This is a genomic window from Tahibacter aquaticus, from assembly GCF_004363655.1.
Lineage (GTDB): Bacteria > Pseudomonadota > Gammaproteobacteria > Xanthomonadales > Rhodanobacteraceae > Tahibacter > Tahibacter aquaticus.
The window spans coordinates 1-15,486 of sequence record NZ_SNZH01000024.1; the positions used below are offsets into that span (position 1 = coordinate 1).

18 protein-coding genes are annotated in these 15,486 nt (G+C 65.3%); 12 read left to right on the forward strand and 6 right to left on the reverse strand.

What is annotated here, in order from left to right; all coding sequences use genetic code 11:
- Positions 1 to 350: 350 nt before the first annotated feature.
- A complete protein-coding gene (locus DFR29_RS26500; protein ID WP_133821665.1) occupies positions 351 to 731 on the reverse strand; it encodes a hypothetical protein in 381 nt (126 codons plus the stop codon).
- Positions 732 to 798: 67 nt separating this feature from the next.
- Positions 799 to 1,686 carry a zinc metalloprotease gene (locus DFR29_RS26505; RefSeq protein WP_166654364.1) on the reverse strand — a complete coding sequence of 296 codons (888 nt, stop codon included), beginning with the start codon at positions 1,684 to 1,686 and terminating at the stop codon, positions 799 to 801.
- Positions 1,687 to 2,567: 881 nt separating this feature from the next.
- Here DFR29_RS26505 and DFR29_RS26510 point away from each other — a divergent pair.
- The 3 genes from DFR29_RS26510 to DFR29_RS26520 are packed head-to-tail and all read left to right on the forward strand — an operon-like array spanning position 2,568 to position 4,387.
- Entirely contained in the window at positions 2,568 to 3,731 is a 1,164-nt protein-coding gene (locus DFR29_RS26510) for a hypothetical protein (protein WP_133821667.1), read from the forward strand.
- Between the two features lie 36 nt (positions 3,732 to 3,767).
- Entirely contained in the window at positions 3,768 to 4,163 is a 396-nt protein-coding gene (locus DFR29_RS26515) for a four-helix bundle copper-binding protein (protein WP_208113746.1), read from the forward strand.
- On the forward strand, positions 4,160 to 4,387 hold the full coding sequence (locus DFR29_RS26520) for a hypothetical protein (protein WP_133821668.1): 228 nt from the start codon (positions 4,160 to 4,162) through the stop codon (positions 4,385 to 4,387). Before DFR29_RS26515 ends, DFR29_RS26520 begins: the two co-directional genes overlap by 4 nt.
- A 28-nt stretch (positions 4,388 to 4,415) precedes the next feature.
- Here the strand turns inward: DFR29_RS26520 and DFR29_RS26525 are convergent, their stop codons facing one another.
- From DFR29_RS26525 to DFR29_RS26540, 4 genes are all read right to left on the reverse strand, one after another.
- Entirely contained in the window at positions 4,416 to 4,910 is a 495-nt protein-coding gene (locus DFR29_RS26525) for a MerR family transcriptional regulator (RefSeq protein ID WP_133821669.1), read from the reverse strand.
- Between the two features lie 844 nt (positions 4,911 to 5,754).
- Entirely contained in the window at positions 5,755 to 6,012 is a 258-nt protein-coding gene (locus DFR29_RS30210; RefSeq protein WP_133821670.1) for a GDCCVxC domain-containing (seleno)protein, read from the reverse strand.
- A complete protein-coding gene (locus tag DFR29_RS26535) occupies positions 6,009 to 6,650 on the reverse strand; it encodes a hypothetical protein (protein ID WP_133821671.1) in 642 nt (213 codons plus the stop codon). Before DFR29_RS26535 ends, DFR29_RS30210 begins: the two co-directional genes overlap by 4 nt.
- Positions 6,651 to 6,667: 17 nt before the next feature.
- A complete protein-coding gene (locus tag DFR29_RS26540; RefSeq protein ID WP_133821672.1) occupies positions 6,668 to 7,024 on the reverse strand; it encodes a hypothetical protein in 357 nt (118 codons plus the stop codon).
- Between the two features lie 67 nt (positions 7,025 to 7,091).
- Here DFR29_RS26540 and DFR29_RS26545 point away from each other — a divergent pair, with 67 nt between their 5' ends.
- The 9 genes from DFR29_RS26545 to DFR29_RS26585 all read left to right on the forward strand — a co-directional run bounded on the left by DFR29_RS26545 (position 7,092) and on the right by DFR29_RS26585 (position 15,447).
- Entirely contained in the window at positions 7,092 to 7,478 is a 387-nt protein-coding gene (locus tag DFR29_RS26545) for a MerR family transcriptional regulator (RefSeq protein ID WP_133821673.1), read from the forward strand.
- A gap of 114 nt (positions 7,479 to 7,592) precedes the next feature.
- Positions 7,593 to 8,237: a cation efflux transmembrane domain-containing protein gene (locus DFR29_RS26550; protein WP_133821674.1), complete on the forward strand. Its 645-nt coding sequence runs from the start codon at positions 7,593 to 7,595 to the stop codon at positions 8,235 to 8,237.
- Entirely contained in the window at positions 8,234 to 8,590 is a 357-nt protein-coding gene (locus tag DFR29_RS26555) for a DUF3703 domain-containing protein (RefSeq protein WP_243746191.1), read from the forward strand. The genes DFR29_RS26550 and DFR29_RS26555 overlap by 4 nt, the downstream gene beginning before the upstream one ends.
- Positions 8,591 to 8,630: 40 nt before the next feature.
- Positions 8,631 to 9,014 (forward strand): hypothetical protein, encoded by a 384-nt coding sequence (locus DFR29_RS26560; protein WP_133821675.1) that lies wholly within the window; start codon positions 8,631 to 8,633, stop codon positions 9,012 to 9,014.
- 148 nt (positions 9,015 to 9,162) lie between these two features.
- The gene (locus DFR29_RS26565) at positions 9,163 to 10,419 is read left to right on the forward strand and encodes a TolC family protein (protein ID WP_166654365.1); all 1,257 of its coding nucleotides are present in this window, start codon (positions 9,163 to 9,165) and stop codon (positions 10,417 to 10,419) included.
- 4 nt (positions 10,420 to 10,423) lie between these two features.
- Positions 10,424 to 11,560: an efflux RND transporter periplasmic adaptor subunit gene (locus DFR29_RS26570; protein WP_133821677.1), complete on the forward strand. Its 1,137-nt coding sequence runs from the start codon at positions 10,424 to 10,426 to the stop codon at positions 11,558 to 11,560.
- Between the two features lie 30 nt (positions 11,561 to 11,590).
- Positions 11,591 to 14,704, forward strand: a complete 3,114-nt coding sequence (locus tag DFR29_RS26575; RefSeq protein ID WP_133821678.1) for an efflux RND transporter permease subunit — start codon at positions 11,591 to 11,593, stop codon at positions 14,702 to 14,704.
- The gene (locus DFR29_RS26580; RefSeq protein ID WP_133821679.1) at positions 14,701 to 15,045 is read left to right on the forward strand and encodes a P-II family nitrogen regulator; all 345 of its coding nucleotides are present in this window, start codon (positions 14,701 to 14,703) and stop codon (positions 15,043 to 15,045) included. Before DFR29_RS26575 ends, DFR29_RS26580 begins: the two co-directional genes overlap by 4 nt.
- A gap of 60 nt (positions 15,046 to 15,105) precedes the next feature.
- Positions 15,106 to 15,447 (forward strand): P-II family nitrogen regulator, encoded by a 342-nt coding sequence (locus DFR29_RS26585; protein ID WP_133821680.1) that lies wholly within the window; start codon positions 15,106 to 15,108, stop codon positions 15,445 to 15,447.
- Positions 15,448 to 15,486: the final 39 nt, after the last annotated feature.

A 15,486-nucleotide genomic window follows, 5' to 3' on the forward strand; every position in this document is an offset into this window, starting at 1 on the left:
CGCTCGCTCTCGTACCTCTTCCGAATACTTCTCTGACTTTCTCATCGCTCTATCCTCTCAAGGGAAAGAGCCTCCGGGAAAGCCGGGGCGGTTCAATGCCGTGCGCGCGCAGCCTAGCGCGCACCGCGCGGGTTGTCACAAGTGCGCGCATTTCCGTCACCAGGCGGTAGTTAAGAGCCAAGTCCAGAATACGCGTGGCCGTGCCCTGCAGGATCGGGCACTGCATCCGGCACGAGGATCGATGGCTGTCGAGACGACCGCTGCCCCGAGTGGCGCGTCACGTCGTGTTGTCGGACGCTGTATCACGCAGGACTGGGTCGCACCGCACACGAGAACGAGGCGTCAACGCATCAATCCGCGCATTGCGCACGCACGATACGGCCGTCGCTGACTTCCGACAGGCAGGTGCCCACCGTCATAAACGACGCGTAGCAGTGGCCTTCGACGGGCTCAGCCGGATCGGCGTCAGTGTTCGCGACGCACAGGCTCTCGCACTGGTCACTGGAGCGACAGGGTTTATCGCCATCGCGCGTGGGAACGTCGCACGCGTCGAGCTGCTGCACGCCGACTTTGCGCCAGATGCCCTTGAGGGCCAGGCACTGCGCGCGCGAGGTCACGACGGGTCCGCTCTTCCCCGCCCCCGCCGAGGTCACCGGCGTCGCCGGCGGCGCTGTCTGCGCGGCCGCACACCCGGTCAAACCGACCCACACCATGCCCAACACCGATCGCATTCCGCGGTCCTCCATCGCTCATCCAACGACCGCGGCATTGCGTCGGCGACGCCGCGGTCAGCGATCCTTACTCCTCGATCAGATCGAGGTTTTCCGCTTCCGGCGCGAGCGTGATGTGGTGGATCCATAGGCCGCCTTTGCCATCGGGCGCCACGTACGTTTCCGCGAAGCGTTCGCGCTTGACGAGATGCCCCAGCGGCACGCCGCCGACCATTTCCAAACGGCCCATCGGACCGTCGGTCATGGCGATTTCCTGCGCGCTGAGCGCCATGCTGGAACTGGCGCTGCTGTAGGTATCCAGATGCCCGTACAGGCTGGTCAGCTGCGCGTAGTCGTGCGAATTGGGCGCAATGCTGCTGGCCGACTGCGAGTAGTCCATGCAAGTGTTCTGCGAGGTGCCGTTGGTGCTGGTGTGATCCAGACCCAGCACATGGCCGATTTCCTGGCACATGACGTGGTAGCGCGCGTTGCTCGTGAAGCTGTAGCTGTCATTCATCTTCGCGGTGCCCTGCGAGATGTGACCGCGCGAATCCAAATTGATGGACGCGAGCCCCGACCAGCCGTTCTGGCCGTAGGTGTAGTTGCACACACGCAGTTTTCCGGCGATCGGCGTGCAGGAGCTGCGCGCGCTGGCCGTCTCGGTGCCCTGGGAGGCCACGAGATTGAGCTTGGCGGATGAGGACCACTGCGAAACCGAGGTGTTGAACATCGGCTGCCAGGTCGCGGTGACGCTGTCGACGGTGGCGAGATTGAACGACGATGTGGTGCGTGCCCAGTGGTAGTTGTTCCAATCGTGGCTGGCCGACGCGGTGCTGGCGAACATCGAAAAACCAAGGCCTAAGGCCACAGCAAGCAAAGAACGACGCATACGATCTACCCCTCCGAAGAATAACGATAAGCACACGATCGCCGCGGCGCGGCGAACGGGATGTCCAGAGCGAACGCTCTGCACCACGCCCCTGTCGTGGGCCTGTCGATCCCCTCCCGGAGCGACAGGCGCAGGCACGCTACGCAGGTACGCAAAAAAAGCATTCTGCGCTGCAATACACGGCTGGCCCGGTGAGCACGAATCTTTGCGAGCGTCGTCGTGCGCGGTGTGCCGTCGCGCGGCGATAGCCGCCCCCTCTCGCCGCGCGTTTCGGTCGCCGCGCTTCGCCACGGCGCGTGGCATCGGTCGCCAAATCAATCAGGTAGCGCGCGCCACGCATGACCTGGGGCGGAGCGTTAGACGTTCAGCGAGGACGCCCAACGCACCAGAATACAGATGGAGTCTTGAGCAAAGTCTAAACCTGTCACTACGCTGAACGTCGCAGACTGCACGACATCTCGCCCACGAAAAACCGTCGACGGTACACACAGGCTGCGCATAGACGGACGCCGGTTCGAACGTACCCGTCGCCGCGCATGATCGTGCAGGGCACGGGCAGCGCGCACGCCCACGGTGCACGCTGCATGATGAAGCGTCGGGGACAAGGTTGGAGTTGACTCCAATGTCCAACGAATTCAATCGATTGCGCACGATGCCAAGCGACTGACGCATAGTGGAATTATCGAACCGGGATCGAATTTCGACGCGTCGCGCGCGATAGCGGCCGATGCGCGGATTTCCTGGCACAGCGCGTGCTGCCTAAACATCTCCTCCCCCTGCACGGATGCCTTGCCATGCTGCCTCCTGTCTTGCGTCACCGGCGGCGCTCGCGTGCCGTCCCCACTGCGCTACTGGCCGGCCTCCTGGTCGTGACTATGGGCCCGCTTTGGGCGCAGGACTCGGCGTCGCACGCGCACGAATCGGCGCCAGCGATGCCGACGATGGCCGAGCACGATGGGGATACCCCCATGCGCGGTTTGCTGGGGCCGTACGCGATGAGCCGCGAGGCGTCGGGCACCAGCTGGCAGCCGCAAGCCACGCCCATGGGCGGCAGCGCACCGTGGATGATGGGCGACTGGATGTGGATGGCGCACGGGTCGGCCAATCTCGTGGTCACTGACAATGCCGGACCGCGCGGGGACCGCGACACCGTGGTCCAGACCATGGGCATGCTGATGGGCATGCGCCCACTCGGCCCCGGCACCCTGGGCGTGCGCGCTATGGTGTCGCTGGACCCCTGGGGCGTGGGGAAGACCGGCTATCCGCTCCTGTTCCAGACCGGTGAGACGGCCGATGGCCGTACGCCGCTGGTCGATCGGCAGCATCCGCACGATCTCTTCATGGAACTGGCGGCGAGCTATGCCCAGCCGCTGGGCGAATCCAGTTCGGTCTTCGTGTACCTCGGCCTGCCTGGCGAGCCGGCGTTGGGCCCGCCGACCTTCATGCACCGGTTCTCCGGCATGGACAACCCCGAAGCACCGCTGGGCCATCACTGGCTTGATGCCACGCACATCACCTTCGGCGTCGCGACACTCGGCTGGGTGTGGAAAGACCTCAAAGTGGAAGGCTCCGCCTTCAATGCCCGCGAGCCCGACCAGATCCGCACCAACATCGAACTGCGCGCGCTCGACTCCTGGTCCGGCCGCGTGTCCTACAACCCGAGCGAGCGCTGGGCGCTGCAGGTCAGCCGTGGGGTCCTGCGGAGCCCCGAGCAGCTGGAGCCCGACGTCGATGTGCGCCGCACGACCGCCTCGGTCATCTACCACCGCCAGTTCGAGCGGGCGCAATGGCAGACGACGCTGGCCTGGGGCCGCAACCAGAAACTGCCCGGCCATGCGACCGAATCCTTCCTGCTCGAAAGCGCGCTCGTGATCGATGCGGTGCACACCTTGTTCGGTCGCGTGGAGCGCGTGGACAAGGACGAGCTCTTTGGTGAGGACGAACCACTCGCCGGCCAGGTCTTTACCGTGGACAAGGCGACGCTTGGCGCCGTCCACGATTTCCCGTCCACGCGCCTGGGCCGGTTTGGCCTGGGTCTTCAGTACAGCCGCTATGCGATTCCGGCGGCCTTGAAGCCCGTCTACGGCGATCAGCCGGACGCGTGGCTGGCATTCGCCCGGTGGCGGCTCTGACGACCGCCGCGTTTCCCTTTCCTACGGAGAACTTTCATGCCGCATCAGACCCACACCTCCACCGCTATGAACGACTGCATCCAGCAATGCCTGGCGTGTTACACCACCTGCCAGCAGACGGCGCTGACGCACTGCCTGGAGCTTGGCGGTGAGCACGTCGAACCCACACATTTTCGGCTCATGATCGATTGCGCCGAAGTGTGCCGTAGCGCGGCCGCCCTCATGGCCAACGGCTCGGCCTTCCACGCGGCGCAGTGCGTCGTGTGCGCGGACATTTGCCGCGCGTGCGCCGAGAGCTGTAAACGCGTAGGCGACATGGACAACTGCGTCCAGGCCTGCGAGCGTTGCGCGGAATCCTGCGAAGCAATGGCGAGTGGCGGCGGCCGCAGCGCCACCGGCCACACCGCCGGGACCTCGGCCCGCGCCTCATGAACACGCCGATGACACCGCGCGCGCGATGGTTCGCGAACCTGGGCCGCGTCGCCCTCGCGCTCGGCTTTCTCGCGATGCTGGCCGCCTGGATCAGCGCGATGACCGCCACCGGGGTGTGGTGGGGCTTCTCGACCGTGCACTGGTTTGCTGATGCCACCGTCCTCGCACTGCTGGGCATTGGTTGCCTGGTGGATGCCGTGTTTCATGCAAGTGCTGGTGAATGACACCAGGGAAGCCCGCCTGTGCGCCGTGTCAGGTATCCAGGAGCATGCTGCCACTCCCGTCGTGGTTGCACGCATAGGCTTGCAACGTGGCCAAAATGGGGCACGCCGCCAGCGTCGGCGGCGGGCCCCGGCGGCAGTTCTCGACCGCGCCGGCGAGCGACTGCAATGCGGCGCACCGATCGGCGAGTTCTTGCTGCAGCGCCTTGGCACACGCGCGCACCGGGGCGGGGCGCGCACTGGGTAACGCCATGACCAAAAGCGTGCGGATGGCCTCCAGCGTTAGGCCAAGCGCCTTGGCGCCGCGGATCGCCTGCAGACGGTACACGTCGTCAGGTTCGTATTTGCGATAGCCCCCTCCGCGTCGCGCCGGCGTCGGTAGCAGCCCAATACGTTCGTAATAGCGCACCGTGTCAACCGGCACGCCGCTGGCGCTGGCCAGCTCGCCGATACGCATCGAACCCTTGGTGGTCGGCGCGGCTGCAGCGCCTGAGGCGTCGATCGACGCCGGTGTCTTGGAATCCATGAAAATGCTCCGCTGAACGAGCGCGCAAGCGCGTCAACGATCCCCAGCGGCGACTTCCGGTGGGCGGATCGGCTGGAACTCCTTTCAGATTCCGGCGGGATTCGGGGGGCGCAGGAGTTCGATGGGACGCCGATCCAGCGGCCATGCGGGCGCGTCTGATGAGTCTGTCAATTCGGGTTCCGGCGCGTGCAGGCGCAGCACCAGTGCCAGAGCGGCCATCGGCAGGCAGCCGCAGTGACAGACGTGATCCATGCAGCACGGGGCAAACGGCGCCGGCGACTGCGGTCGCGGAGCCTCCTCAGCGCCGTGGCAGGCATGCGCGGCTCGCGGACTCGGTGCGCCCAGAGCACTGGAGCGGCCACTGGCTCCCATAGTGCCGGTCAATACCAGCATCAGACTCAGCAGGCTCCGCCATAACAGGCCTCGCCATACCAGGGAAAGTCGCGCATGCCTCATGGCGGTAGCGTGCGGCAGGACCGCACCTGCGGCAAGCGTTCTCATCGCCGGCGTACGCAGCCTATGCCCCATCGCCGCACGGGCCTGCGCCGCGACGACCTCTAGATATCGCCGCGCGGGTTCGGCCAACCGGTCCAGGCGTTTGACTTCCGGCCCACCGCCAGCACATGGGGCTGTGGAAAATATGTCCGCCAAAACCAAAAAGTCACGGTGGGAGTTGGTCAGCATCTACCGGACGCCTGCATCCACGATTTCTTCGACGACGGAACGCACGCCAATCGGCCGACGATGTCACCGTATTCTGACAACGGCGATGCCCTCCGCGAGAGGCCTGGAGGGTCATATCGGCGAACGAAGCCATCGATTGTGCTTTCGTCGCCGAGGGCGGTCAGAGAGCAGTAGGCGTGGCGCCACCGCAGCAGCGTTGTTCGAGCTGGACCGGTGGGCACGCGACGCTGCCGTAGGAGCAGAAAACGCAGCAATCGCCGGCTTTAGGGCGTAGGAACGCGCCACACTGCGTACAGTCGTAGAAGAAAAGGCAGGCATCGGTCGGCATGATCTCATCGGCCTTTTGACCGCACTCGGGACATGTCAGCGTGCTTTCCAAAATCGGGGGCGTGCCGATGGCCGTGCTACTCCGGATCATCGCGCCGACGCCGCATCGGTGGCTTTGTGGACATCAAGACGCTTTTCCACTTCCTCGCGAAACGTCGAGGCACGCAAGAACGGAAACTCGGCGCGCCCCATCAGATCCTTCAACTGGTGCATCATGAAATCGGCTTTGGGGGGTGCCTCGCCCGTCCATTCCGCCTGGGGACCGTAGACCAGCCACACATCCCACGCGTAGATCGTTCGATCGCCGTCTTTCATGCCCAGAGCCTGCGCGAACGTCGTACCCAGTTCCTGTCCTGGATCCCAGTAGTGCGTCACGTGCTCGTTGTGAATCAGTGAGCACGTGTTGGCGCTGTCTTTCTCCTGCGCGCCCAACACGGGCGTGTGGATCACGTAGGTCTGCAGCTTTGAATTGCCGGCAAACGGGGTCAGTACGGCAGTGTCGAGATCCTTGAGACCACGCAGGCATCCCGAGCAGATCGGATCGACCAGGAACACCAAGCGTACCGAACCGCGAGCGCGATTGAATGCGTCGCGCAATGCAACGCTGTCTTTGGCAGATATCGTAACGGGCTCCGTGCACGTTCCGGTTTGCGGCGTCGGCGCGGCAGCGGCAACGCCGGCGATCAGCAATCCGATGCACATCGCGATGAGGGGACGATAAAAACGCATAGGAGTTCTCCGGATATTCAGCTCGAAAAGCCTTGCCAGCCGCGAACAGCGACAAACAAGGCCACCAGTGTCGCCAGAATCAGCCACGCTATCAGGCGTCGCCCCCGCCGCTTTGCGGGGACGCAGGCGGCGTCGCACACCGGTTCCACGCGATAGGCCCAGATCAGGCCGCCCAGCGAGACACCGAAAGCGGCGATCCACAGGTACGGCGCCAGGAACGCGACCCGGGCGACCGCAATGGCGCCGCTGACCCCGATGGCTGCCACCAACCACGGCACGCCGCAGCAGGCGCCCAGTAACGCGGCCAGCGCGCCTGAACCGACGGCGCCCGACGGGAGCGCCCATTTCCAGAATCGCTGGGAGTGAAAGGCCATAGAGCGCTACACCGGTGAGGAATCGGTGCTACCGTACACCCCGTACCTACGTACGGAGTCAAGCGGCGTGAACTACACGATCGGACGGCTCGCGAAAGCGGCCGATGTCCATGTCGAAACCGTGCGCTACTACCAGCGCCGAGGACTCTTGTCGGCGCCGGCGCGCACGACCGGGTTTCGTCACTACACGGACGCGGATGTCGAGCAATTGCGTTTCATCAAGCGCGCGCAGAGCATCGGATTTACGTTGTCGGAGGTCGATACGCTCCTGGCATTGCGGGCGAAACCGTCGTGCCCCGATACACGCGCGTTGGCCGCGCGAAAATTGGCCCTGGTGGAAGAGCGACTGCGGGAGCTGCGGCGGCTGCGTCGTGAGCTCACGGCCTGGATCGACCAGTGCGATCACAACCCGGTGACCGCCCCGTGTCCATCCATGGAGCGGCTGAGCGCATGAGTCGCGTCGAGCCGACGAATTCGGATCCCAATCAGGACATCGGAGGCGATGTGCTCGACTTGACTCCGTGGTTGCTACAGGGTTTAGCCTTGCGCGGCAGTCCTGGAGAACACCATGAGCGGTTGTGGGTGTGAGGATCCGTCCAACGCGTCGCTGACGCGCACCCGCGCGCAGCGCCGCGTGTTGTGGGGCGTTCTGGCGATCAATCTGGGAATCTTTGCCGGCGAATTCGGCACGGGACTGTGGGCCGATTCGACGGCCCTGCAAGCCGATTCGCTCGATAGCCTGGGCGACACCCTGGTGTACGGCGTCAGTCTGGTGGTCCTCGGACGTTCGCTGCGCGCTCGGGCTGGCGCGGCGCTGTTCAAAGGCGGCTTGCAGCTTGTCTTCGGGTTGGGCGTGCTGGCCGAGGTCGCGCACAAGCTGCTCGTGGGCGCGCAACCTTTGCCCGTGTACATGCTGATCGCGGCCACGGCGGCCTTGGTCGCCAATCTCACGTGCCTGGCCTTGCTGACCCGTTTTCGGTCGGATGACATCAACATGCGTTCGGTGTGGCTGTGCTCGCGCAACGACGTGATCGGGAATGTCAGCGTCATTCTGACGGCCGGCGTTGTGATGGCGAGCGGGTGGGCGTGGGTCGACTGGGCCCTGGGTGCGCTGTTGGCCATCGTGTTTCTTCGTACCGCGGTGCAGGTTCTGCAGGTAGCCTGGCCGCAGTATCGCGATGGCGTGGAGCCGCCCCGGACGTGCGCCTCGTGAGCTCCACGTTGCGGCGAAAAGCAGCGGTTGAGGCCGAGCTGCGGGCCGCGCAGCAGGTGCTCGCGCAAGAACTGCCGGGCGACGCGTTTCGGCACCTGGAACGCGCCCACGTGCTGGGTCAAGCCCGGACCTGGTTGCATGTGCGGACGCATTGGGCGATGTTGCGCTGGGCGTGGCAGGAACGCGATGGACGCGAAGGTGCTGGCCAACTCACGCGCCTGTTCGCCGCCGCGCTGTTCACCCGGCTGTGGGTTCCGCTGGGCAACACCGGCGGTGCGAACGTCTCGGCGACGCGGCCCATGCCCATCCCACCCGATCTGGCCGCCCAGCTGGCCGACTTCGACGCCAAATGAAATTTGTCTAACAACGCCGATACCGGATAGGCTGCCGCCGATGACGCCTTCCGCGCCGCCGCTGATCACCCGTATTCGCCGCCGCATGGCGTCGATGGCGTGGCTGCTCGCCGTGTTGGTGCTGGCCAAGGCCGGCTTCGCTGCGGCGTGCCTGGCGGACGGTCCTTCGGCGGCGCCTGTGGCAATCAGCGTTGCCGCAGTCGTCGACAACGTCGCCGCGGCCGCTCCGCTGGACGGCGATACCGGTCTGTGCTGGCACGCCGGCCTCAACGGCTGCCATTGCTCCTGCGTGCACGTTTCCGCGATCGTCCCCGGAGGTTGGCAATTGACGGCCACGCCGCCGCCGGCGATGCCTATCGCCTCGGAACCCCCTGCGATCGTCATCGGCTTGCGCGACGATCACCTGCGACCGCCCATCGCCTGAATTTCCGCAACGCCGCGCTCGCCTGAGCGCGTTGGCGGAGGCACGTTCCTCGTGCGTCCAACGTTCGGATTTTCGGAGTTCTTCCATGTCAGTACGGACACGGGCGCGACCGCGCGTCCTGTGGCTGGCGGTGTCGGCAAGCGCTTGCTTGTCGGTCGCCGTGGCCGCTGCCCCCACGGAATCAGTTTCCCCCTTTGCCGCCGCGCCGCCCGAGGCGGTGACGCAAGCCCCGCCGGCACTTACCCAGGCGCTGCGCGAGGTCTGGGCGCGCAACCCGGCGGTGCAGGCCGCGGAGGCGAAAGCCGCCGCCGCTGAAGCCCGCTCGCAGGCGGCCGCGCGGCCGCTGTACAACCCCGAGATCGAGGTCGCGGCTGAGCGCGCCGACGTCAATACGCGCAGCGTGGGCCTGAGTCAGACCATCGACTGGTCGGGCAAGCGCCGCGCCCGCGTCGGCGTCGGGACGGCCGAATGGCGCGCGGCCGAGGCCGAACGGGATCAAATTCGGCAAGACATCGGCCTGCAGTGGCTGAGCGGGTGTGCCGCCTATCAGGTGGCGACCGAACAGGTCAGCCTTGGCAACGAACGCGTGCGGATCCTCGGCCAATTCGCGAGCCTGGCGCAGCGGCGATTCACCGCCGGCGATATTCCCTCACTGGAACGCGACCTGGCGGAGCTGGCCTTGCAGGAGGCCCGCGCGCAGCAGGCCGAGTTGCTGGCGGATCAGGCGCAGGCGCGCCGCACCTTGGCTGCGGTCGGCGGCGACGCGACCGCGCTGCCGGAGCTGCCTCGCGCGTTGCCGCCGGAAGCGCAAGTCCCGGTCGCGATCAGCCTCATCGACGCGCTGCCCGCGCTGCGACAGGTGCGCGCGGAGTCTGAGGCTGCACAAGCACGGATCACTGTCGCCGAACGCGAGCGGCGGGCCGATCCAACCGTCAGTGTCAGCACCGGCCGCGTCACGGACGGCCCGCTGCGCGACAACCTGCTCGGCGTCACATTGCGCATCCCGCTGTTCGTGCGCAACAGCTACCGCGCCGAAGTCACGGCCGCACGGGCGGATGCGGATCAAGCTGAAGCCGCCGTGCGCGATCGGCAACTGCGGGCGACGGCCGAAGCCAATGAGGCCGGTGCCGCCTACAACGCGATGCGCGATGCCTGGCTCCAATGGGAAGCCAGCCGGGCCAGCCGCGTCGCCGATCGCGCCGCGTTACTGCAGCGTCTGTGGGAAGCGGGCGAACTGAGCACCGCCGACTACCTCGTGCAGCTCAAGCAAAGCATCGATACCGAACTCACCGCGACGGGCCTGCGTGCCCGCGTATGGCAGGCGTGGGCTGACTGGCTTGCCGCCACGGGCCACTTGGCGCCGTGGCTAGGCGCTGCCCTCACGTCCCCGACCGATAAGGAATGAACCGATGACACGACACTGGATACTGGCCCTCGCGTTGGCGGGACTGAGTTGCACCGTTCTGGCCGAGGAACCGAAGGCCAAGAGCGAAGCGCCCGGCAAGGAACAAGGCGAGGAACACGCCGAAGAAAGCCCGCTGGCGATCAACGCGGCGACCCAAAAACAACTGGGCATCGCGACCGCGGTGGCCGAGTTACGCACGTTGGAGGAGGAGATCAAGGCCCCCGGCGAGGTCAAAGCCAACGCCTATGCCACGACATTGGTATCCCCGCGCATCCCCGCGCAGATCGTGCGCCGACACAAAAAACTGGGTGACGAAATCAAAGCCGGAGAGACGCTGGTCAGTCTCTCCAGCGTCGAGGTCGCCGAAGCCCAGGGCGCATACATCGTTGCCGAGCGGGAATGGCAGCGCGTGCAGGCGCTGGGCGCCGAAGCCGTCTCAGGCAAACGCTTTACCGAATCGCAGGTCGCGCGCGACCAAGCGCGAGCGAAACTGCGCGCGTATGGCATCGGCGACGGCGAAATCGCTTCGCTGCTCAAGCAAGGATCGGCGCGCGCCAGCGGCGAATTCTCGTTGGTCGCCCCACAAGCCGGCCGAATCACGTCCGACGATTTTATCGTTGGCGAACGCGTCGAGCCGGGCAAAGTCCTGTTCACGATCGTCGACGAAGCGACCGTGTGGGTGGAGGCGCAGCTCGCGCCGTCGGCCGCCGAACGTGTCGTGGCCGGCGCGGCCGTTCGCGTGATCGCACACACGCAAACGCTGCCCGGCAAAGTCGTCCAGCTGTCGCACCGCACCCAGGAAGGTTCGCGCACGTCGCCGGCGCGCATCGAGGTCGCCAACGACGGTGACCTGCTGCACACAGGTGAATTTGTGGAGGCGTATATCGCGACCGCGAGCACGACCAAGGCGCTCGCGATACCCACCGAGGCCATCGTCCAACTGCAGGGACAACCCAGCGTCTTCGTCGCGGAAGAGCCGGAACACTTCGAAACGTTGTCGATCACGCTCGGCGAGGTGCGCGGCGCCTGGACCGTTGTCACCGGCGGCCTCGAACCCGGCACGACCATTGCCGTGAAAGGTGCCTACGCCCTCAAAGCGCGGTTGCTGAAATCCGCGCTAGGAGAAGGTCATGGTCATTGACGTTCGCCATCCCGACCGCGGAGGCGCGCGATGCTAAACGGTCTCGTTGAACTCTCGCTGCGTTACAAAGTACTCGTCCTGATCAGCTTCGTGGTGCTCGCGTTCTTGGGTTACCGCGCCGTGCGCACGGTACCGATCGACGCGTTTCCCGATGTCACGCCAGCACAGGTGAACATCTATACCGAATCGCCAGGACTCGCGGCCGAAGACGTCGAGCAGCTACTGACGTTCCCAGTCGAGTCCGCGATGGCGGGCCTGCCCAAGGTGCAGGAAATCCGCTCAGTCAGCCTGTTCGGTCTGTCCTACGTGTCGGTGTATTTCGCCGACGACATGGAGATCTATTTCGCCCGGCAGCTCGTCAACGAGCGTCTGCAGGAAGTCGGCGATCGCCTGCCGGCCGGCTACGGCCGTCCGGAGATGGGTCCGAACGCGTCGGGTCTGGGCCAGGTGCTCTGGTACACGATCGAGCGCGCGGACGCCAAGCTCAAGGACAAGATCACCGACATGGACCTGCGCACGCTGCAGGACTGGACCGTGCGCCTGATGCTGCGCACGGCGCCCGGTGTCGATGACGTGACCTCCTGGGGCGGCGGCGAACGCCAGTTCCAGGTGCAGATCGATCCGTTGAAGCTGATCAAGCACCAGCTCGGCTTCAAGCAGGTCATCGAGGCGTTGGAAGCCAACAACGGTCAGGTCGGCGGCAACTTCATCGACGTCGGCCGGGAGCAGTACCTGGTGCGCGGCCTGGGCCTGGTCAAGAACGCGCAGGACATCGGCAACATCGTGCTCAAGAGCGAGGACGGTACGCCCGTCTACGTGCGCGATGTCGCCACCGTCGTGCCGGGGCCGGCGCCGCGCTTCGGCGCGGTCACGCGCGATGGCGAGGAAGTCGTGCTGGGAATGGCGCTCGCCCGCATCGGCGAGAACGCCAAGAACGTGGTCGAAGCGGTCAAGGGCAAGCTCGACACCGTCCGCACCGCGCTGCCCGAAGGTGTGGTACTCAAGCCCATCTACGAGCGCACGGATCTGGTCAACAAAGCGGTCAGCACCGCTGTGCGCGCCCTGGTCGAAGGCTCGATCCTGGTCGCCGTCATCCTGTTCCTGTTCCTCGGCGAATTGCGCTCCGCCGTGGTGGTGATTGTCGCCTTGCCGATGGCGATGCTGATCGCGTTCATCTGCATGGGCGAGGTCGGCATGTCGGCCAACCTGATGTCGCTGGCGGGCTTGGCGATCGGCATCGGCATGATGGTCGACGGCGCGGTCGTGATGGTCGAGAACGTCTTCCGGCTGATGGCCGAGCGCCACGCGCACGGCGAGCGCGTCGACAAGACCGCGACCGTATTGACAGCGGCACGCGAAGTGGCCAATCCGATCGCGTTCGCGATCGGCATCATCGTCGTCGTGTTTCTACCGCTCTTCAGCCTCGAAGGACTCGAAGGCAAGCTGTTCAAACCGATGGCGATCACGATCAGCTTCGCGATGGTGGGTTCCCTGCTGCTGTCGTTGACACTGATTCCGGTGCTGGCCTCGATGATCCTGAAGCCCAAGGAAGAGAAAGACACTTGGCTCGTCGCCCGGCTCAAGCGCGTTTATGCCCCGGTGTTGAACTGGGCGCTCGCGCGCAAGAAAGTGACGCTCGGTATCGCCAGCGCCGCGTTGCTCGGCAGCCTCGCGCTCTTTCCGTTCCTGGGCAAGGAGTTCATGCCGCAGCTGCAGGAAGGCTCGATCATGTGGCGCGTGACCTCGATCCCGTCGACCTCGCTCGACGAATCCATCGCGGTGTCGAAGAAGATCGCGGACGCCTTCAAGCAATTTCCCGAAGTGGAAACGACGCTCGCGATGATCGGCCGCGCCGAGAAAGGCGAAACTGCCGATGTGAACTACATGGAAATCTATACGGCGCTCAAGCCGCCGGAGACCTGGACCACGAAACGCGACATCAAACAGCTCGAAGAAGCGATGCAGGAGACGCTGGAACAGGTCGTGCCGAACACCGTGCCGAGCTTCACCCAGCCGATCCAGATGCGCGTCGAAGAGCTCATTTCCGGCGTGCGCGCCACGCTGGCGCTGAAGCTCTACGGCGAGGACCTGGTCGAGCTTGATCGGCAGAGCCAGACCTTGAAGGCGGTGCTGTCGAAGGTGCCGGGTGTGGCCGATCTGTCGCTCGAGGCCAACGTCGGCAAGCCGCAGATCAAGGTCAGCGTGAACCGCGATGCGTTGGCCCGCTACGGGCTCAATGCCGAAGACGTGCTGACCGTCGTGCGCAACGGCATCGGCGGCGAGCCGGTGTCCACGTTGCTCGATGGGGTCAAGCGTTTCGACATCGCGGTCCGTCTGGAAGATGCGTCGAAGGCATCGGTGTCGGCGATCGAGCAGATCCCCTTGCGCACGGCGAGTGGCGCGATCGTGCCGCTCGGTCAGGTGGCCGAAGTGACGACGGCGGAAGGCTACTCGTTCGTGCGCCGCGAGCAGTTGCAACGCTACGCCGTGATCCAGATGGACGTGCGCGGCCGTGACATCGACGGCTTTGTCCAGGAAGCCAATGCGGCCATCGCGCAGCAGGTGAAGCTGCCGGCCGGCTACTGGATCGAATGGGGCGGCGCGTTCGCCAACCAGCAGCGTGCGCTGGCCAAGCTCGCGCTGATCGTGCCGGTCACGATCTTCTTCATCTTCGTCCTGCTCTATACCGCGTTCAATTCGGTGCGCTACGCCGGGCTGATTCTGGCCAACGTGCCGTTCGCGACCATCGGCGGCATTCTGGCGTTGGCGATCACCCAGCAGTACCTGTCGGTGCCCTCGGCGATCGGTTTCATCGCGGTGTTCGGCGTTGCGATGTTGAACGGCATCGTGCTCGTGAGCTTCTTGAACGAGCAGCGCGAACGCGGGCTCTCGATCCGCGAAGCCGTGGTGCAAGGTACCGCGCTGCGATTGCGACCCGTGATGATGACCGCGAGTGTCGCCGTGCTCGGCCTAGTGCCGATGCTCTTGTCCTCGGGCGTCGGTGCCGAGACGCAGCGACCCCTGGCCGCCGTCGTTATCGGTGGCCTGATCACTTCGACGCTGCTGACCCTCGTGTTGCTGCCTGTGCTCTACGAATGGATTGAGACCCGCGCCGAACGGCGTGCTGCGGAGAACCCGTCATGAAAGAGGTCAAGGCATTTGTTCACCGCGGCCGCGTCGCCGACATCGTCCACGCGCTCGAAGCGGCCGGTTACCGGCAACTGAGTGTGTTCGACGTCAAAGGCCTGCTGCGGGCCCTGAGCACCCGCGAATCGCAGTACTCGATTGCATTGGGTGAAAAGGTCACGCCGGAAGTGCAGCTCGAATTGGTATGTCCCGACGAGGATGTCGAACGCGCGGTGCAGTTGATCCGTACGTTCGGCCGCACAGGCCAGGCGATCGCCGGCTGGGTCTATATCAGCCCGGTCGAGCTCGCCCTGCCCATCGAGGGCGGTGATTCCAAGTCCATACCGCCGCTGCCGTAGACCCGTTGCGCTCCCGTCGTCCGCCAGGCACGGGAGCGCAGCACCTTCCAGGAGGCTGCCATGAAAGCCGTTTTTGCCTACCTCGACGGCGACTGCGTCGCCGATATCGTCACGGTATTGCGCATTGCCGGATTGACGCACCTGACGGTCGTGAGCGTGAGCGCATCGCTCTGGCCGATGAGCGCACACACGCGCTCGCACTTGCCGGAATTGGGTCACCCGACCTTCGCCGACGTCAAGCTTGAAGTGATTTGCGCCGACGATGAGGCAAACCGGGTAATCGCTGCCATCCGGCAGCACGCCAGCGCGTACCGCAACGGCACGGCCTGCGTGGTGGTTATGCCCTTGGATGCCGTCATCGCGCTGCATGCCCCCGACACCGCCGTCCCGCCGTCGGCGTGACGATCCGTCGGCATCCGGACTAACCCTGCAAGGAGCGAT